Raw genomic sequence first — 17356 nt, forward strand, 5'->3', positions numbered from 1 at the left:
GACTGGGGACACCATGGAACTCGCCCAAGTACGGCTCCTGGTCAGCGACTTCGCTGCCTGCTACCGCTTCTACGCCGATGTCCTCGGCCTGAAGCCGCAGTCCGGCGCGACCGAGGGCCCCTACGAGAAGTTCAGCCCCCACACGGGCTCCGCCGGTATCGCCCTCCAGGACCGCGCCATGATGGCCGAACTCCTGCCCGAACTCGCCGGCCCCGCCGACGGCCACCGCTCCCTGGTCGTCCTGCGCGTCGACGACCTCGACGCCTACTGCGCCGACATCACCTCCCGCGGCGCCACCCTCCTCCAACCCCCCACCCCCCTGACCGACCGCATGCGCGTCGCCCACCTCAAGGACCCCGAGGACAACCTGGTGGAACTCCAGGAGTGGCTGCTGCTGCGGGGCTGAGGGCAGCCGAGGGCGTGGCCGACCAACCCCCCGGTGGGCGCCGTTTCGAAGGAACCGGCACGCCGAACGGGTGAGTGCGCGGGTGCGGGCTTCCGTCCGGTGAGGCTGGGCTGGCAGGCTGCCGTGCATGGGGGCATTCATGTGGATCCGTCCGCGAGCGGTGGCCGTTGCCGGGATCGTCGGTGCGGTCTGTGCCGGGGTCGTGGGATGCCAGCCGGACGTGCTCGGGGCGGCCGGGGTCGCCTACACCACCCAGACGGTGGCGAGCGCGCGGCTGGAGCAGGCGGACGTGGACGTCAGCTGGCTCAACTGCGTCGGTGATCCGGGCGCGGCCGCGACGGTCGCGCCCGGGCGGAGCGCGGTCGTCTCCGTGGACTGCCAGGGCGAGACCGGGGACCGGGGGCGGATCACCGTCAACGGAGAGGTGACCCGGGCCGTGGACGGCGCCTGTGTGCGGGGCGACCTGCGGGCCAGGGTCGGCGGGAAGCAGGTGTTCCACGTCAGCGGGCTCGGCGACTGCTCCGCCGCGCCGGGACCGACGTACCGCCCGCCCGGCTACCCGCCCGTCGGCGCGCAACCCGCCGTCACGGTCACCGTCACCCGCACCCTCTGGTGCCGGAGCGACCCCAACTGCCTGCCCGTGGCGGGCAAGTGATCGAAAAGGGACCCGCGGACGGCGCCGCTGCGTAAGGTGACGGAGTGGCTCAGGGCGCTTCGACAGGAACCTCCGGCTACCTCCGAATCCCGCACCTGCACGGCGACGTGGTGACCTCCGTCGCCGAGGACGACGTGTGGCTCGCCCGCTCGACGGGGGCCGCGCCTGGCGGGCCAGTGCCGACAACACCCCGGTGGACCACCCCCGTATCCCGCCCGACGGCACCACCCTCGCCTGGACCTTCACCCGCGACGGCGCCCCCGAGGTGCACACCGCCCCCTCGACGGCGGCCCGGCCACCCGTCTCACCCACTGGGGCAGCCGGCGCACCCAGGTCCGCGGCTGGACCCCCGAGGGCCGCGTCCTCGCGCTGAGCACCACCGGCCAGCCCAGCCCGCGCCGCACCTGGGCCCGCGCCGACGCCTCCGTCCTGCGCCGCCACACCCCGATCGACGGCTTCTACGCCCGGCACGCCGCCACCGACGGCACCCGTGTCGTCTACACCAGCGCCGGCCGCCTCCGGCTCCTCGACGACCTCGACGGCAGCGCCCCGCGCCCCCTGGACATCCGCCTCGGCGGCCTTGGAAGCCGTCTCCTTCGGCCCGTACGTCAGCCGATGGACAGCTCACCCATCGCGCTCCAGCCGTCCGCACCCTCGATGGTGGTGCTGACGATGTCGGGGGTGCGGCGCAGCAGGGGGCGCATCGTCTCGAGACCGGCGCGGAAGTGGTCGGAGTTGACGTGCGCCTCGCCGGCGCCGTCCTGGAAGGCCTCGACGAGAACGTAGGTGTCGGGGTCCTCCAGGCTGCGGGACCACTCGAACCACAGATTGCCGGCCTCGGCGCGGGTGGCCCGGGTGAAGGCTTCGACGTGCTGCGGCCACTCTTCGGCGTGTTCGGGCTTCACGGGGAACTTGACGACGATGAAGATCATCGGTCGATGATAGGCCGCCGGGCTCCTCCGATGCGCGAGCGACCCCGACTCACCTGCGCCCCACCGACTACGATGATCCTCTCGAACCTGATCCCGGCGAAAGCGAGCGCACGCGAAATGGCTGGAGAACCGCAGGACGACTGCCTGTTCTGCAAAATCGTCGCGGGCCACATCCCGGCCACCGTCGTCCGCGAGACGGAGACCACCGTCGCCTTCCGGGACATCAACCCCCAGGCGCCCACGCACATCCTGGTGATCCCCAAGGTCCACTACCGGGACGCCGCCGCGCTCGCCGCCGGCGCCCCCGAGATCGCCGCGGACGTGCTGCGCGAGACCCAGGCCGTGGCCGACGAGGAGAAGCTGGACAGCTACCGCGTCGTCTTCAACACCGGGCCCGGCGCCGGCCAGACCGTCTGGCACGCCCACGGGCACGTGCTCGGCGGCCGCGGCCTCCAGTGGCCGCCCGGATAGAGTGCCGTGTCCGTCCGTGAACTCGTCGTCCTCGGCACCGCGAGCCAGGTCCCGACCCGGCACCGCAACCACAACGGCTATCTGCTGCGCTGGGACGGCGAGGGCATCCTCTTCGACCCCGGCGAGGGCACCCAGCGGCAGATGCTGCGCGCCGGGGTCGCCGCGCACGACCTGAACCGGCTCTGCGTCACCCACTTCCACGGCGACCACAGCCTCGGCCTCGCCGGGGTCATCCAGCGCATCAACCTGGACCGGGTGCCGCACGAGGTCACCGCGCACTACCCGGCCTCCGGGCAGCGCTTCTTCGACCGGCTGCGGTACGCCACCGCGTACCGGGAGACCGTCGGCGTCACCGAGGTCCCGGTGACCGCCGACGGCACCCTCGCGGTGACGCCGTCGTACACCCTGGAGGCCCGCAGGCTCTCGCACCCGGTGGAGTCGTACGGCTACCGGCTGACCGAGCCCGACGGCCGCCGGATGCTGCCCGAGCGGCTCGCCGCGCACGGCATCGAGGGGCCGGACGTGGGGCTGCTCCAGCGCGCGGGGCGGCTCGGGGACGTGACGCTGGAGGAGGTCAGCGAGGTACGGCGCGGACAGCGGTTCGCGTTCGTCATGGACACCCGGCTCTGCGCGGGCGTGCACACCCTCGCCGAGGGCTGCGACCTGCTGGTCATCGAGTCCACCTTCCTGGACGAGGACGAGGAACTCGCCGTGGAGCACGGCCACTTGACGGCCGGGCAGGCGGGGGCGGTCGCGCGGGAGGCGGGGGTGCGGCACCTCGTGCTCACCCACTTCAGCCAGCGGTACTCCGAACCGGAGGAGTTCGAGCGGCAGGCACGGGCCGCCGGCTTCGGGGGCGAGCTGACCGTGGCGTACGACCTTCAGCGAGTGCCGGTTCCGAAACGACGGTAAGTGCGCCGTACGATGCTTTGATGCCCCTCCCCAAAGCAGAACTGCACCTCCACATCGAAGGCACCCTGGAGCCGGAGCTGGCCTTCGACCTGGCCGCCCGCAACGGCGTGAAGCTGCGCTACGCCGACACGGAAGAGCTGCGCGAGGCGTACCGGTTCGAGGACCTCCAGTCCTTTCTGAACCTGTACTACGAGCTGATGACCGTCCTGCGTACCGAGCGGGACTTCGAGGACCTGGCCAACGCCTATCTGACCCGCGCCGCGGCGCAGGGCGTACGGCACGCGGAGATCTTCTTCGACCCGCAGGCCCACCTCGCCCGGGGTCTGGCCATGGGCACCGTCGTGGAGGGGCTGTGGCGGGCGCTCGGCCGCAGCGAGGAGAACCACGGCGTCTCCACCAGGCTCATCCTGTGCTTCCTGCGCGACGAGTCCGCCGACTCCGCGCTGGAGACCCTTCAGGCCGCCCGGCCGTACCTGGACCGGATCACCGGCATCGGCCTGGACTCCGCCGAGGTCGGGCACCCGCCGGCGAAGTTCCGCCAGGTGTACGAGACCGCCGCCGGGCTCGGGCTGCGCCGGGTGGCGCACGCCGGTGAGGAGGGCCCGCCGGAGTACATCACCCAGGCCCTGGACCTGCTCGGCATCGAGCGCGTCGACCACGGACTGCGCTGCATGGAGGACCCCGAGCTGGTGGAGCGGCTGGTGCGCGAGCGGATCCCGCTCACTCTGTGCCCGCTGTCCAACGTCCGGCTGCGCACGGTGGACACCCTGGCCGACCACCCGCTGCCGGCCATGCTGGACGCGGGGCTGCTGTGCACGGTCAACTCCGACGACCCGGCCTACTTCGGCGGGTACGCCGACGACAACTTCCGGGCGGTGCGCGAGAGTCTCGGCCTGACCGAGGACCGGCTGCGCGAACTGGCCCGCAACTCCTTCCTCGCCTCCTTCCTGGAGGACGACGAGGAGCGCCGCGCCCGCTGTCTCGCCGAGGTGGACGCGTACGCGTTCTGACGCGTGCGTCTGTCCCACGCGTGTCCGGCACCGGCCCCGGCATGGGCTATGATTGATCATGTCGAGGCCGCCGGAACTCCGGTAGCCGGACAGTGCGTTGGTGGTCCAAGGAAAGACGCCCCGCTTCCTGCGGGGAAATGCAGGTGCAAGGCCTGCCCGGCGCTCCACCGAAGAGCCCCGTCCCGCCGTGTGCGGGGCGGGGCTCTTCGCTGTGCGCGCGGACCTGCCCAGGTGCGCGCATCCCCGGCCGTATGCCCGTGCTCGGCGGCCCCGGTGGTGCACACTGGCCAGACCCAGCACACCAGGGAGCGCACCGTGACCTCGTCGCACACCCTCATCGGAGAGGAACCCGAGCACCTCACCCGGGCGGGCCACCGCCAGGCCCAGGTCGATCCGCTCGCCGCGCGGCGCGCCCCCGGGGACCCGCCCTGGGACGTCTATCTCACGGGCACCGTCTTCCTCGACATCATCTTCACCGGCCTGGACTCGGCGCCCGTGCGCGGCACCGAGTCCTGGGCGCGCGGCATGGGCTCCAGCCCCGGCGGGGTCGCCAACATGGCCAGCGCGCTGGCCCGGCTCGGGCTGCGGACCTCGCTCGCGGCGGCCTTCGGGGACGACCACTACGGGGAGTACTGCTGGGACGCCCTCGAACAGGGCGAGGGCATCGACCTCACACCGTCGCGCACGGTCCCCGGCTGGCACTCGCCGGTGACCGTGTCCATGGCGTACGAGGGCGAGCGCACCATGGTCTCGCACGGCCACGAGCCGCCGCCGGAGGAGCCGGCCCCCGACTGCCCGCCCCGCGCCCGCGCCGCCGTCGCCTCCCTCACCCCGGGCCGCCGCGCCCCCTGGATCGCCCAGGCCGCGCGCGGCGGGACCCGGATCTTCGCCGACGTCGGCTGGGACGAGACCGGCGCCTGGGACCTCGCGGGCCTCTCCGACCTCGAACACTGCGAGGCGTTCCTGCCCAACGCCGAGGAGGCCAAGCGGTACACCGGTGCCGACTGCCCCCGGCTGGCCGCGCACGCGCTCACCGAGTACGTGCCGGTGGCGGTGGTGACGCTGGGCTCGGAGGGCGCGTACGCGGTGGACCGCCGTACCGGCGAGGCCGCGGAGGTCCCGGCGATCGCGGTGGAGGCGCTGGACCCCACGGGCGCGGGGGACGTCTTCGTCGCCGGGTTCGTGACCGGGTCCCTGGCGGGCTGGCCGCTGGCCGACCGGCTGGCGTTCGCGGGGCTCACGGCCGCGCTGTCCGTGCAGGAGTTCGGCGGCTCCCTGTCGGCGCCCGGCTGGTCGGAGATCGGCGCCTGGTGGCGGCGGGTCCAGTCCGTGCCCGCCCAGGACCCCATGGCGCTCCAGCGGTACGCCTTCCTCGACCGGCTGGTCCCGGAGGAGCTGGACCGCCCCTGGCCGCTGCGCCGGGCCGTGCCCACGATCGGCTTCCGGGGCCCCGGCTGACGGGCGGGCACCCCCCGACCGGCGGAAAAGTCCTACAGGCTTCTGAACCGTCCGGCGTACCCTGGACACCGACGAGGCCGCCCTAGGTTGTGCGGTCGCGAGGAGGAGGAAGCACCAGGCCTTCGCGCCGGCCCATGACACAGACACCCACAGCTCACACCCCCACGCAGGAGCAGGCGAGAGCACAGCTCACCGTCCCCGCCCAGCACCCCATGGTGACCGTTCTGGGTTCCGGCGACTCCCTCCTGCGCGTGATCGAGAGGGCCTTCCCGGCGGCCGACATCCATGTCCGGGGCAATGAGATCAGCGCGGTCGGCGATCCCGCCGACGTCGCCCTGATCTCACGCGTGTTCGACGAGATGATGCTGGTGCTGCGCACCGGGCAGCCGATGACGGAGGACGCAGTGGAGCGCTCGATCGCCATGCTCAAGGCGAGCGACAACGGTACGAGCGAAGGCTCGGAGACCCCGGCCGAGGTGCTGACGCAGAACATCCTGTCCTCGCGCGGCCGCACCATCCGCCCCAAGACCCTCAACCAGAAGCGCTATGTCGACGCCATCGACAAGCACACGATCGTCTTCGGCATCGGCCCCGCCGGTACCGGCAAGACCTACCTGGCCATGGCCAAGGCCGTCCAGGCCCTCCAGTCCAAGCAGGTCAACCGGATCATCCTGACCCGCCCCGCGGTCGAGGCCGGCGAGCGGCTGGGCTTCCTGCCCGGCACGCTCTACGAGAAGATCGACCCCTACCTGCGCCCGCTGTACGACGCGCTGCACGACATGCTCGACCCGGACTCCATCCCCAAGCTGATGGCCGCCGGGACGATCGAGGTCGCGCCGCTGGCGTACATGCGCGGGCGCACGCTCAACGACGCCTTCATCATCCTGGACGAGGCCCAGAACACGAGCCCCGAGCAGATGAAGATGTTCCTCACCCGCCTCGGTTTCGACTCGAAGATCGTGATCACGGGCGATGTGACGCAGGTCGATCTGCCGGGCGGCGCCAAGTCGGGTCTGCGCCAGGTCCAGGAGATCCTGGAGGGCGTCGAGGACGTGCACTTCTCCCGGCTGACGTCCCACGATGTCGTACGGCACAAGCTGGTGGGCCGTATTGTCGACGCGTACGAGAAGTACGACAGCAAGAACGGCACGGAGAACGGCTCCCACACGGGCCGTGGCAGGACCGGCGCCAAGGGCACCAAGGGGAAGTAGACCGGCACGAGCATGTCGATCGACGTCAACAACGAATCCGGCACCGAGGTCGACGAGCAGGCGATCCTCGACATCGCCCGCTACGCGCTCGCGCGGATGCGCATCCACCCGCTCTCCGAGCTCTCGGTGATCGTCGTGGACGAAGCCGCCATGGAGCAGCTGCACATCCAGTGGATGGATCTGCCCGGGCCCACCGATGTCATGTCCTTCCCGATGGACGAGCTGCGTCCACCGGGCAAGGACGACGAGGAGCCCCCGCAGGGGCTGCTCGGCGACATCGTGCTGTGCCCGGAGGTCGCGACCAGGCAGGGGGCCGAGGCCCCGACGCAGCACTCCATGGACGAGGAGCTCCAGCTGCTCACCGTCCACGGTGTGCTGCACCTGCTCGGCTACGACCACGAGGAGCCGGACGAGAAGGCCGAGATGTTCGGGCTGCAGGCCGCCATCGTGGACGGCTGGCGGGCCGAGCACGGGCTGACCGGCCCGTCTCCGGCGCCGACCGTCTCGTAAGCGGCCGGATGTCCCCGCAGATCGTGATCGGCGCGATCGCGCTGGTCGTCGTCGCCTGGCTCGCCGCCTGCGCGGAGGCGGGCCTCGCCCGCGTCTCCAGCTTCCGGGCCGAGGAGGCCGTGAAGTCCGGGCGGCGCGGCGGCGAGAAGCTGGCGCAGATCGCCGCCGACCCCACCCGCTACCTCAATGTGGCCCTGCTGGTCCGCGTCGCCTGCGAGATGGCGGCCGCGGCCCTGGTCACCTATGCCTGCCTGGAGGCGTTCTCGGCCACCTGGCAGGCCCTGCTGGTCGCCATCGCCGTGATGGTCCTGGTGTCGTACGTCGCCGTCGGGGTCTCCCCGCGCACCATCGGCCGCCAGCACCCGCTGAACACCGCGACCGTGGCCGCCTACGTCCTGGTGCCGCTGGCCCGGGTGATGGGCCCGATCCCCTCGCTGCTGATCCTCATCGGCAACGCGCTCACCCCCGGCAAGGGCTTCCGGCGCGGCCCCTTCGCCTCCGAGGCGGAGCTGCGCGCGCTGGTCGACCTCGCCGAGAAGGAGTCGCTGATCGAGGACGAGGAGCGCCGGATGGTGCACTCCGTCTTCGAACTGGGCGACACCCTGGTGCGCGAGGTCATGGTGCCGCGCACCGACCTGGTCACCATCGAGCGCTTCAAGACCATCCGGCAGGCCCTCACCCTCGCCCTGCGCTCCGGGTTCTCCCGGATACCGGTCACCGGGGAGAGCGAGGACGACATCGTCGGGATCGTCTACCTCAAGGACCTGGTCCGCAAGACGCACATCAGCCGGGACGCGGAGAGCGACCTGGTCTCCACCGCGATGCGCCCGGCGGTCTTCGTGCCCGACACCAAGAACGCGGGCGACCTGCTGCGCGAGATGCAGAAGGAGCGCAACCACGTCGCCGTCGTCATCGACGAGTACGGCGGCACCGCGGGCATCGTCACCATCGAGGACATCCTGGAGGAGATCGTCGGCGAGATCACCGACGAGTACGACCGGGAACTGCCGCCCGTGGTGGACCTCGGCGAGGGCCGCTTCCGGGTCACCGCCCGCCTGGACATCACCGACCTGGGCGAGCTGTACGGCCTGGAGGAGTACGACGACGAGGACGTGGAGACCGTCGGCGGACTGCTCGCCAAGGCGCTCGGCCGGGTCCCCATCGCGGGCGCGTCCGCCGAGGTCGAACTCCCCGACGAGCGGCGGCTGAAGCTCACCGCGGAGTCCTCCGCCGGCCGCCGGAACAAGATCGTCACCGTGCTGGTGGAGCCCGCCGAGGAGACGAAGGCCGAGTGAGACCCGAGGAGCTGCGCGCCTTCTGCCTGTCCTTCAACGCGGCCGTGGAGGACTTCCCGTTCAGTCCGGAGACCTCGGTCTTCAAGGTGCTGGGCAAGCTGTTCGCCCTGACGAACCTGGACGCGCGGCCCCTGACGGTCAACCTCAAGTGCGACCCGGAGGACGCGGTACGGCTGCGCGCCGACCACGAGGGTCTGATCGTCCCCGGCTGGCACATGAACAAGCGGCACTGGAACACCGTCACCGTCGACGGCGGCCTGCCGGACCCGCTGCTGCGCGAGCTGATCGAGGACTCGTACGACCTCGTCGTCGCGGCTCTGCCGAGGGCGGAGCGGCTGCGGCTGGACCGGCCGTAATCGCGTTGCCCGGGGCCCGGGGGATTCGAGAGCATCCCGTATGACCATGCGATACCCGCGCCCCCTGCGCCCCGGTGACCGTGTCGGTGTGACCTCCCCCTCCTCGGGCGTGGCCGGGCCGCTCCGGGGCCGCCTCGATGTCGCGATCAGGGAGGTCGAGAGGCGCGGCTACGAGGTGGTCGTCGGCCGGTGCATGGACGGCACCACCCACATCAGCGCTCCGGCCGCCGACCGCGCCGCCGAGCTGACGCAGATGCTGACCGACCCCGCCGTCCGGGCCGTGGTGCCCCCGTGGGGCGGCGAGACGGCCATCGACCTGATGTCCCACCTGGACTTCGAGGCGATCGGCCGGGCCGAACCCACCTGGCTCGTCGGCTACTCGGACATGTCGACCGTGCTCGCCCCGCTGACCCTGCTGACCGGGGTGGCGACCGTGCACGGCAACAACCTCATGGACACCCCGTACCGGGTGCCCGAGGGGCTGGTGTCCTGGCTGGACATCGTGGCCGCGCCCCAGGGCGAGCCGTTCGCCCAGACTCCGCCCGGCCGGCACCGCACCGGCGGCCGGGACGACTGGATCCGCGACCCGGGGACCGACGAGTTCACCCTGGACGGCGCGGGCGGCTGGCGGCGGCTCGACGGCGACGGGGACGTGGACGTCGAGGGGCGGCTGATCGGCGGCTGCGTCGAGACCGTCGCCCCGCTCGCCGGGAGCCGCTACCTCGACACCACCCGGTTCGCGGCCGGTGAACCGCTGCTCGTCCACGTCGAGGCGTGCGAGGACGACGCGCTCGTCATCGCACGCCATCTGCACGGCATGCGCCTGGCCGGATTCTTCGACCGGGCCGCCGCCGTCCTCGTCGGCCGCACCCACGCCCCCGACGCGCCCACCCTCACCCAGGACGCGGCCGTCCTCGACGCCCTCGGGCCGCTGGGCGTGCCGGTCCTCGCCGACGTCGAGTGCGGGCATGTGGCGCCGTACCTCCCGCTGGTCGACGGCGCGCGCGGCCGTGTGGTGCACACGGCCGCGCGGAGCGAGATCATCCAGACCCTGGACTGAGAGCCGGGGCTTGGAGTTCAGGCCCTGGAGCGGCGCAGGCCCAGCCCGATCAGGAGCGCTGCGCCGAGGACGATCGCCGTGTCCAGGGCGATCACCGTGTGCACGCCGGTCAGCAGGTCGCCGGAGGTGGTGGCCAGCACGCCGAGCAGCGGGATGCCGACCGTGATGCCGACCTGCTGGGTGGACGTCACCAGGCCGGTGGCCAGGCCCTGTTCCTCGTCCGGGACACCGGAGGTGACCGTCACGCCGTACGAGATGATCGCGCCCAGGTGGCACATGCTGGCCAGCGCCACCGCGGCCGCGGCCAGCCACGCCGACCAGGCATGGGTGTTCAGCAGGAGCAGCGTCGCGGTCAGCGCGCCCTGGCCGGTCAGCGAGGCGACCAGGGTGCGGCGGGCGCCGAGGCGGCCGATGACCTTCGGGGCGAGGGTGCCGGCGACCACGGACAGCAGGCCCTGGAAGCCGAAGACCAGCCCGGTCTCGAAGGCGGACAGGCCCAGGATCTCCTGGAGGTACAGGGTCAGCACGAAGACGATCGTGGACATCATCGAGAAGGTGACCAGACCGCCGATGTTGCCCCAGGCCACCGTGCGCCGGCGCAGCATCGGCAGCGACACCAGGGGCGCCGCCGAGCGGGCCTCCACCAGCACGAACGCGGTCAGCAGCACGAGACCCGCGACCAGGGCCACGAGGACATCGGGGCGGCCGAAGCCGTGGTCGGCGGCGGTGGACAGGGCGTAGATCAGCGACAGCAGTCCGGTGGTGACGGTGATCGCGCCGGGCACGTCCAGACGCGGGCGGTCCGGGATGGGGGTACCTCCCATGCCTTTAGGGCTATGGGGGAGCGACTCCGGCAGCAGGCCCGGCGCCAGCGGCAGCACGATCAGCGCGAACAGGGTCAGCAGGGCCATCGTGGAGCGCCAGCCGAAGGTGTCGGTGAGGGTGCCGCCCGCGACCATGCCGATGGTGAAGCCCAGCGACAGCAGGGTGCCGGAGATGCCGAGGGCGCGGTCGCGGGCCGGCCCCTCCGGGAAGGTGGTGGTCAGCAGGGACATGCCGGTCGGCACGATCGCCGCCGCGCCGAGCCCCTGGAGGGCGCGCCCGGTGAGGAACGAGGCCGGGTCCCAGGCCAGGGTGGACAGCAGCGAGGCCGCGCCGAACAGGGCGAGGCCGGTGAGGAAGAGTCTGCGGCGCCCGAAGAGGTCGCCGACGCGGCCGAACAGCAGCAGGAAGCCGCCGGAGGGCAGCGCGAACGCGGTGACGGCCCACTGGAGCGCGGACCGGCTCATGCCGAGGTCGCGGCCGAGGTCGGGCAGCGCCACGTTCAGCACGGAGAAGTCCAGCGCGACCATGAACTGGGCCGCGCACAGGACGAACAGGACCAGCTTGTCACGCGTCGACAACCGGGGGATGCCGGGCGCCGCGGTGACCGCTGCGGGGGAGGTCTGGGTGGTGGTGTCGATCGCCATGGAAAGAGCTTCGGGCGAACGGAATACCGGTGGGGAGTCGGAACTTATGGTGGTGGTGGCACCACCAGACAGGCCACCGCACAGGACCGACGGGGGAGGGGCGGCACGTGGCCGCTGCTGAGGCGACGCGCAGTCATCGGCGTGACGAACTGCGGGAGTTCCTGATGAGCCGGCGCGCCCGGGTCCGTCCCGAGGAGGCCGGACTGCCCGCGGGCGGCGGCAGGCGCCGTACGCCCGGACTGCGCCGCGAGGAGGTCGCCGTGCTCGCCGGGGTGGGCGCCTCCTGGTACCAGTGGCTGGAACAGGGGCGGGACATCTCCGTCTCCCCGCAGGTGCTGGACGCGGTCGCGCGGGTGCTGCGGCTCAGCGACGCCGAGCGCCGGCACCTGTATCTGCTGGCCGGACTGAACCCGCCGACGCCCCAAGTGGTGCCCGGCCGCAAGGACATGTGCGACGGGCTGCGGCGGCTGATCGACACCTGGATGCCGTACCCGGCGCACATCATGGACCTCTACTACAACTGCGTGCAGTACAACGACGCGGCCGCGATCGTGCTCGGCATGCGCCCCGGCATCACCCAGAACTGCCTGATCGACTTCTTCACCGACCCGCTGTACCGCGAGCGCAGCCACAGCTGGGAGCGCAACGCGCGCACGGTGGTGGCGCAGTTCCGGGCGGCCTGCGCGGCGCGCCCCGACGACGAGGGCTTCCGCGAGGTGCTGGCCGAGGTGAGCGCCGCCAGCGCGGAGTTCACGGCGCTGTGGGCCGAGCGGGACATCGAGGACCAGGGGCAGGTGCGCAAGGAGCTGTCGCATCCGCTGGCCGGGCTGCTGGTCGTGGAGTCGACGGTCCTGAAGGTACCCGCCCGCCCCGATCTGATGATCGTGCTGCACACCCCGCTGGACGAGGCGAACACCGCCGAGAAGCTGGAGTGGCTGGCCTCCCCGGAGGGCCGCCGGGGCGCGATGTACCCCGTGGCGGGATGAGCGTCGTACCCCTTCGTATGCTCGGGGCATGACCGAGAGCAGCGCGCTTGACCCCGAGGACCGCAAGATCGTGACCCTGGCCCGTTCCGCGCGGGCCCGCAACGCAGTGCCCGAGGGCGCGGCCGTACGGGACGACACCGGGCGCACCTATGTCGCCGCCACGGTGGACCTGCCCTCGCTGAAGCTCAGCGCGCTGCGCACCGCCGTCGCCATGGCGGTGGCGTCCGGGGCCGCGTCACTGGAGGCGGCGGCCGTGGTCGGCGACGCGGAGTCGGTACCGGCCGAGGACCTGGCCGCGGTGGCCGACCTCGGGGGCGCGGACACGCCGGTGCTGCTCGCGGGGGCGGACGGCACGGTCCGTACGACCGCCGCCGCGGGCCGCTCCGAGGGCTGACCGCCCGCGGCGAGCCGGGGGGAAACCGACCGAAAGGTCGGCTGGAATTCGACCTTGCTGGGGCGCGGGGCGCGCGCGTCAATGAACGCGTACGTCCCGACGACCCGTCAGATCCGCACCGCCGTCCGGCGCGTCCGCACCCGCCCGGCCGGCCTGCCGCTCGTCGGCGCACCTTCCGATCACCCCACCCGGCACGTCCGGCGTGCCCAGCAGGAAGGAAAGCGGATCCCCATGAGAGCCAAGCGCACGGCAACCGGTGCGGCCCTGGCGGCCGGGGCCCTCGCGGTCACCGGTCTCGCCCTCGCACCCTCCGCGTCCGCCGTCACTCCCCAGACGGCGACCATCACCGCGAGCTGCGGCATCTTCGGCGGCGGCACGGCCACGCTCACCGCCACCCAGAGCGGCACCTCGGCCACCCTGAGCCTCACCTCCACCGCGATCACCGCCCCGGTCACGGTGGCCGCGGACTCGATCACCTCCACGCTCACCATGGCCAGGGCGGGCGGCGGCAGTGTCGTGTTCAGCGGCACGAAGAACCCGGTCATGAACCCGGGCGCCCCGGTCAGCGTCGGCCCGCTCTCCGGGACCGTCGCCTCCGGGTACAGCCTGGACGCGTACGGCGGTTCGCTGAAGATGGTGATCTTCGGCGTCACCGTGACGTGCACCGCGAGCGGTCACCAGTCGCCGGGCCCGTTCGTGTTCTGAGCCCGCCCCCGCCGACCGGCCCGTTCCGGTCCGCCCCCGGATGCCGCGGGAACTGACGAGCCGTCAGGATTCTGCGGCATCCTTCTTGACTTCTCGTCCCGCCGCCCCGCCAATGCCCCCTGTCGGGGCGCCCGTTCGGCCGCGCCCACCACCCTCAGGAGGGGCCCCATGGGTCTCATCACCCGAAGATCCGGACGGTGGCGCTGGGCGTCACTGCTCGGTGCGACCGCGCTCGTGGCCGGCGCGGGCGGCGCGCTGGCCTGCCCGGCCGGCGCCGCGGGCACCGACGTGGACTTCGCCACGCACTGCGTCCCGCCCGCCATCGCGGGCCTGCCGCCGATCGACGGCACCACGACCGCCACCGTGTCGGCGGACGACACCGGCCCGAAGGTCGGCGACACCGTCACCGTCACCTACACCGTGGTCACGGCCGCCGCGAGCAACCCCACCGACCTGGCGCTGCCCGCCGACATCATGACCCCGACCGGCAAGGTCACGCTGGGCGGCGCCCAGAGCGGTGACATCACGGTCGCCGGGCCGAAGAAGAACCCCCCGGTGCCGGGGAAGGCCGCCTTCCCGTCCTTCTCCATGACGGGCACGTTCACCGTCACCAAGCCCGGGAAGATCACCCTCGCGCCGGGCGACTACAACATCCACACCAGCTACATCATGGAACTGGACACCCCCTGCACGGTCACGAACCCGCCCGCACCGGCGTCCGAGACCATCACGGCGACGGCGGGTACCCCGGCCAACACCCGCGCGATCACGTTGGGTTCGGCCACCGGCGACCCGGGCGCGAGCGTCAGGGTCGGCGGTACGGGCTTCACCCCGGGCGCCGCCGTCACCCTCGCCGGACGCTCCGGGACCACCCAGACCGGGGACACCGCGAGCGTGACGGCGGACGGGCAGGGCTCCTTCAGCGGCTCCCTCGTCGTGAACGACACCTCGACCACCGGGATCGTCGCGTACGAGGGTGCCTCCTGGAACGCCGACACCGGCGCGGGCCCCGCGGCCTACGTCGTCGACACGCCGGTGCCGCCCGGCAGTCAGAAGCTCACCACGAGCGTCAGGGCGGGCACGCTCGCCATGACCCAGGCCGGGGACTCGGTCGCGCTGTCGGGGGTCGACTTCGGCCGGGGCGGCGCCTCGACCGGCGCGCTCCGGACGGTCACGGTCAAGGACTTCCGCGGCGGTCCGGCGGGCTGGTCGCTGACCGGCAGGGTCACCGACTTCACCGGACCGGGCGGCAAGATCGGCGCGGACCGGCTGAGTTGGACACCGTCGTGTGCGACCGGGGCGGGCAGTCCCAGCACGTGTACGGCGGGTTCGGCGGGCACGGTGGGCTCCTCGGGGGCCACCCTCGCGGGGACGCCGGACGGGACGCTGACCGGCGGCGAGTTCACCGTCGACGCCGGACTCTCCCTGGCCGTACCGGCGTTCACGCCTCCGGGCGCGTACTCCGGCGTGCTCACGCTGACGCTGTCATGAGCGTACGGGCGCCCGCACCCGCCCGTGCCCCGGCCCGCTCCCGGCCGTGGGGGTCCCGGGCCCTGCGCGCGGCTTACGTCGTCGCGCTCGGCCTGCTGCTGCCCTTTTTCCCCGCCGTGCCCGCGCGGGCCGCCGACAACGGCAGCTGGTCCGTGTACCCGGTCGCCGCCCAGGCATCGGCCCGGCCCTACTTCTACCTCTCCGCCGACCCCGGCCAGACCCTCACCGACAAGGTCGCCGTCCAGAACAGGACCGGCGGGCCGCTCACCTTCCGGCTCTACGCGGCCGACGCCTACAACACCCCCCGGGACGGCGGCTTCGCCGTGCGCACGGTGGACGAGACGATGCGCGGGGTGGGCGCGTGGGCGCGGCTCGCCAGGTCCCGGATCACGGTGCCGGGGCATCGGACCGTGACCGTGCCGTTCACGCTGCGGGTGCCGGCCGGCGCGGAGCCCGGGGACCATCCCGGGGCCGTCGTCGCGCTGGACGAGCGGACCGAGCCGGGCGGCGGGAGGCTCGCGCTGGGGATCCGGCGGGCGGTCGGCGCGCGGGTGTATCTGCGGGTCGGCGGTCCGGCGCTGCCCGCGCTGGCGGTCTCCCGGCCGAGCCTCGGCCGCCACCGGTCGCTCTTCCTCGGCACGGGTACGGCGACCGTGTCGTACACCCTGCGGAACACGGGCAACGTCACGCTGCGGCCGAGCGTGGAGCTGACGGCGCGCGGACTGTTCGGCCGCACCCTGCTGGACCGCCGGGCGGCCCGGGTACCGGCGGAGCTGCTGCCGGGGCAGTCGGTACGGCTCACCGAGACCTGGCGCGGCACGCCGGTGCTCGACCGGGTGGCGGTCGCGGTGAGCGCGCGGGCGCGGGGGGCGTCGGCGACGGCGGGGACGTCGTTCTACGCGGTGCCGTGGCTGCCGCTGGTGGTGCTGGTGTTCATGGTGGTGGCGGTGGTGGCGGTGGTGGCGGTGGTGGCCGGGTGGCGGATGAGGGTACGTTTCCGTGACGTATTGGTGACGTTGCGTAACCATCGCTTCGCGGTGCGGCGGGGGCTCCGGGATCAGGGACAATGAACGGCATGAGCGTTCGCACCCAGTCATCCGAGCAGCCGGCGGAAACCGTCCACCGCGCCGGCTTCGCCTGCTTCGTGGGCCGCCCCAACGCGGGCAAGTCCACCCTCACGAACGCTCTGGTCGGGCAGAAGGTGGCGATCACCTCGAACCGGCCGCAGACCACGCGGCACACGGTGCGGGGCATCGTGCACCGGCCCGACGCCCAGCTGATCCTGGTCGACACCCCCGGGCTGCACAAGCCGCGCACACTGCTGGGCGAGCGGCTGAACGACGTCGTGCGCACGACGTGGGCCGAGGTCGACGTGATCGGGTTCTGTCTGCCGGCCGACCAGAAGCTCGGCCCCGGTGACCGGTTCATCGCGAAGGAACTGGCCGGGATCAAGAAGACGCCCAAGGTCGCCGTCGTCACCAAGACCGACCTCGTGGACTCCAAGGCCCTCGCCGAGCAGCTGATCGCCATCGATCAGCTCGGCAAGGAGCTGGGGTTCGAGTGGGCGGAGATCGTGCCGGTGTCGGCGGTCGGCGACAAGCAGGTGGAGCTGCTGGCCGACCTGCTGGTGCCGCTGCTGCCCGAGGGCCCCGCGCTCTACCCCGAGGGCGACCTCACGGACGAGCCCGAGCAGGTGATGGTGGCCGAGCTGATCCGCGAGGCGGCGCTGGAGGGCGTGCGCGACGAGCTGCCGCACTCCATCGCGGTGGTCGTGGAGGAGATGCTGCCGCGCGAGGACCGGCCGGCGGAGCGTCCGCTGCTCGACATCCACGCGAACGTCTACATCGAGCGCCCCAGCCAGAAGGGGATCATCATCGGCCCCAAGGGCAAGCGCCTCAAGGACGTCGGCATCAAGTCCCGCAAGCAGATCGAAGCGCTCCTGGGCACCCCGGTCTTCCTGGACCTGCACGTCAAGGTGGCCAAGGACTGGCAGCGCGACCCGAAGCAGCTCCGCAAGCTCGGCTTCTGACCGTCC

The 17356-nt window shown here is 72.5% G+C and carries 19 protein-coding genes and 1 pseudogene; 18 read left to right on the forward strand and 2 right to left on the reverse strand.

The genetic code is table 11. The annotated features are described in order from the left end of the window. The first annotated feature begins 13 nt into the window (after window positions 1-13). The 3 genes and pseudogenes from QHG49_RS23490 to QHG49_RS23500 all read left to right on the forward strand — a co-directional run. Window positions 14-406 (forward strand): VOC family protein, encoded by a 393-nt coding sequence (locus QHG49_RS23490; protein WP_145488216.1) that lies wholly within the window; start codon window positions 14-16, stop codon window positions 404-406. Between the two features lie 127 nt (window positions 407-533). Beyond that, on the forward strand, window positions 534-1061 hold the full coding sequence (locus QHG49_RS23495; protein WP_236576277.1) for a hypothetical protein: 528 nt from the start codon (window positions 534-536) through the stop codon (window positions 1059-1061). Window positions 1062-1168: 107 nt separating this feature from the next. Then, a pseudogene (locus QHG49_RS23500) lies at window positions 1169-1640 on the forward strand (hypothetical protein); the annotation flags it as partial. A gap of 29 nt (window positions 1641-1669) precedes the next feature. Here QHG49_RS23500 and QHG49_RS23505 read toward each other — a convergent pair. Beyond that, window positions 1670-1993, reverse strand: a complete 324-nt coding sequence (locus QHG49_RS23505; RefSeq protein ID WP_301491131.1) for a putative quinol monooxygenase — start codon at window positions 1991-1993, stop codon at window positions 1670-1672. 117 nt (window positions 1994-2110) lie between these two features. Between QHG49_RS23505 and QHG49_RS23510 the strand changes: the two genes are divergently transcribed. From QHG49_RS23510 to QHG49_RS23550, 9 genes are all read left to right on the forward strand, one after another. Further along, the gene (locus QHG49_RS23510; protein WP_145488220.1) at window positions 2111-2464 is read left to right on the forward strand and encodes a histidine triad nucleotide-binding protein; all 354 of its coding nucleotides are present in this window, start codon (window positions 2111-2113) and stop codon (window positions 2462-2464) included. Window positions 2465-2470: 6 nt separating this feature from the next. Further along, the gene (locus QHG49_RS23515) at window positions 2471-3376 is read left to right on the forward strand and encodes a ribonuclease Z (protein WP_159701264.1); all 906 of its coding nucleotides are present in this window, start codon (window positions 2471-2473) and stop codon (window positions 3374-3376) included. A gap of 20 nt (window positions 3377-3396) precedes the next feature. Next, a complete protein-coding gene (locus QHG49_RS23520; RefSeq protein ID WP_145488224.1) occupies window positions 3397-4386 on the forward strand; it encodes an adenosine deaminase in 990 nt (329 codons plus the stop codon). A 315-nt stretch (window positions 4387-4701) separates the two neighbouring features. Continuing rightward, entirely contained in the window at window positions 4702-5844 is a 1143-nt protein-coding gene (locus tag QHG49_RS23525) for a carbohydrate kinase family protein (protein ID WP_145488225.1), read from the forward strand. Between the two features lie 134 nt (window positions 5845-5978). Then, on the forward strand, window positions 5979-7055 hold the full coding sequence (locus QHG49_RS23530) for a PhoH family protein (RefSeq protein WP_145488227.1): 1077 nt from the start codon (window positions 5979-5981) through the stop codon (window positions 7053-7055). A gap of 12 nt (window positions 7056-7067) precedes the next feature. Further along, the gene (gene ybeY / locus QHG49_RS23535; RefSeq protein WP_159701261.1) at window positions 7068-7565 is read left to right on the forward strand and encodes an rRNA maturation RNase YbeY; all 498 of its coding nucleotides are present in this window, start codon (window positions 7068-7070) and stop codon (window positions 7563-7565) included. Window positions 7566-7573: 8 nt separating this feature from the next. Then, complete coding sequence (locus tag QHG49_RS23540; RefSeq protein ID WP_136101315.1) at window positions 7574-8860, forward strand: hemolysin family protein; 1287 nt, start codon at window positions 7574-7576, stop codon at window positions 8858-8860. After that, the gene (locus QHG49_RS23545) at window positions 8857-9216 is read left to right on the forward strand and encodes an MmcQ/YjbR family DNA-binding protein (RefSeq protein WP_301491137.1); all 360 of its coding nucleotides are present in this window, start codon (window positions 8857-8859) and stop codon (window positions 9214-9216) included. Before QHG49_RS23540 ends, QHG49_RS23545 begins: the two co-directional genes overlap by 4 nt. 40 nt (window positions 9217-9256) lie before the next feature. Next, window positions 9257-10276 (forward strand): S66 peptidase family protein, encoded by a 1020-nt coding sequence (locus tag QHG49_RS23550; protein ID WP_301491138.1) that lies wholly within the window; start codon window positions 9257-9259, stop codon window positions 10274-10276. Between the two features lie 17 nt (window positions 10277-10293). Here QHG49_RS23550 and QHG49_RS23555 read toward each other — a convergent pair whose 3' ends face one another. Beyond that, on the reverse strand, window positions 10294-11745 hold the full coding sequence (locus QHG49_RS23555; RefSeq protein WP_301491139.1) for an MFS transporter: 1452 nt from the start codon (window positions 11743-11745) through the stop codon (window positions 10294-10296). Window positions 11746-11909: 164 nt separating this feature from the next. Between QHG49_RS23555 and QHG49_RS23560 the strand changes: the two genes are divergently transcribed. The 6 genes from QHG49_RS23560 (at window position 11910) to era (ending at window position 17350) form a co-directional block, all read left to right on the forward strand. Then, window positions 11910-12731 (forward strand): helix-turn-helix transcriptional regulator, encoded by an 822-nt coding sequence (locus QHG49_RS23560; RefSeq protein ID WP_145488389.1) that lies wholly within the window; start codon window positions 11910-11912, stop codon window positions 12729-12731. Between the two features lie 28 nt (window positions 12732-12759). Then, window positions 12760-13125 carry a cytidine deaminase gene (locus tag QHG49_RS23565; RefSeq protein ID WP_301491140.1) on the forward strand — a complete coding sequence of 122 codons (366 nt, stop codon included), beginning with the start codon at window positions 12760-12762 and terminating at the stop codon, window positions 13123-13125. 231 nt (window positions 13126-13356) lie between these two features. Next, a complete protein-coding gene (locus QHG49_RS23570) occupies window positions 13357-13830 on the forward strand; it encodes a hypothetical protein (RefSeq protein WP_159701252.1) in 474 nt (157 codons plus the stop codon). A 168-nt stretch (window positions 13831-13998) separates the two neighbouring features. Continuing rightward, window positions 13999-15321 (forward strand): beta-xylosidase, encoded by a 1323-nt coding sequence (locus QHG49_RS23575; protein ID WP_301491142.1) that lies wholly within the window; start codon window positions 13999-14001, stop codon window positions 15319-15321. Beyond that, entirely contained in the window at window positions 15318-16391 is a 1074-nt protein-coding gene (locus QHG49_RS23580) for a WxL protein peptidoglycan domain-containing protein (RefSeq protein ID WP_301491143.1), read from the forward strand. The genes QHG49_RS23575 and QHG49_RS23580 overlap by 4 nt, the downstream gene beginning before the upstream one ends. A 5-nt stretch (window positions 16392-16396) precedes the next feature. Next, entirely contained in the window at window positions 16397-17350 is a 954-nt protein-coding gene (gene era, locus QHG49_RS23585; RefSeq protein WP_145488236.1) for a GTPase Era, read from the forward strand. Window positions 17351-17356 lie beyond the last annotated feature (6 nt).

Source organism: Streptomyces sp. WP-1, assembly GCF_030450125.1.
GTDB classification, from domain to species: Bacteria; Actinomycetota; Actinomycetes; order Streptomycetales; family Streptomycetaceae; genus Streptomyces; species Streptomyces incarnatus.

What these genes read in the sequence shown, in the direction of transcription:
- QHG49_RS23505 (WP_301491131.1), bottom strand. Translation starts at nt 1,993, where the DNA reads ATGATCTTCATCGTCGTCAAGTTCCCCGTGAAGCCCGAACACGCCGAA.
- QHG49_RS23510 (WP_145488220.1), top strand. Translation starts at nt 2,111, where the DNA reads ATGGCTGGAGAACCGCAGGACGACTGCCTGTTCTGCAAAATCGTCGCG.
- era (WP_145488236.1), top strand. Translation starts at nt 16,397, where the DNA reads ATGAGCGTTCGCACCCAGTCATCCGAGCAGCCGGCGGAAACCGTCCAC.
- QHG49_RS23540 (WP_136101315.1), top strand. Translation starts at nt 7,574, where the DNA reads ATGTCCCCGCAGATCGTGATCGGCGCGATCGCGCTGGTCGTCGTCGCC.
- ybeY (WP_159701261.1), top strand. Translation starts at nt 7,068, where the DNA reads ATGTCGATCGACGTCAACAACGAATCCGGCACCGAGGTCGACGAGCAG.
- QHG49_RS23565 (WP_301491140.1), top strand. Translation starts at nt 12,760, where the DNA reads ATGACCGAGAGCAGCGCGCTTGACCCCGAGGACCGCAAGATCGTGACC.
- QHG49_RS23570 (WP_159701252.1), top strand. Translation starts at nt 13,357, where the DNA reads ATGAGAGCCAAGCGCACGGCAACCGGTGCGGCCCTGGCGGCCGGGGCC.
- QHG49_RS23520 (WP_145488224.1), top strand. Translation starts at nt 3,397, where the DNA reads ATGCCCCTCCCCAAAGCAGAACTGCACCTCCACATCGAAGGCACCCTG.
- QHG49_RS23555 (WP_301491139.1), bottom strand. Translation starts at nt 11,745, where the DNA reads ATGGCGATCGACACCACCACCCAGACCTCCCCCGCAGCGGTCACCGCG.
- QHG49_RS23495 (WP_236576277.1), top strand. Translation starts at nt 534, where the DNA reads ATGGGGGCATTCATGTGGATCCGTCCGCGAGCGGTGGCCGTTGCCGGG.
- QHG49_RS23530 (WP_145488227.1), top strand. Translation starts at nt 5,979, where the DNA reads ATGACACAGACACCCACAGCTCACACCCCCACGCAGGAGCAGGCGAGA.
- QHG49_RS23580 (WP_301491143.1), top strand. Translation starts at nt 15,318, where the DNA reads ATGAGCGTACGGGCGCCCGCACCCGCCCGTGCCCCGGCCCGCTCCCGG.
- QHG49_RS23560 (WP_145488389.1), top strand. Translation starts at nt 11,910, where the DNA reads ATGAGCCGGCGCGCCCGGGTCCGTCCCGAGGAGGCCGGACTGCCCGCG.
- QHG49_RS23490 (WP_145488216.1), top strand. Translation starts at nt 14, where the DNA reads ATGGAACTCGCCCAAGTACGGCTCCTGGTCAGCGACTTCGCTGCCTGC.
- QHG49_RS23550 (WP_301491138.1), top strand. Translation starts at nt 9,257, where the DNA reads ATGACCATGCGATACCCGCGCCCCCTGCGCCCCGGTGACCGTGTCGGT.
- QHG49_RS23575 (WP_301491142.1), top strand. Translation starts at nt 13,999, where the DNA reads ATGGGTCTCATCACCCGAAGATCCGGACGGTGGCGCTGGGCGTCACTG.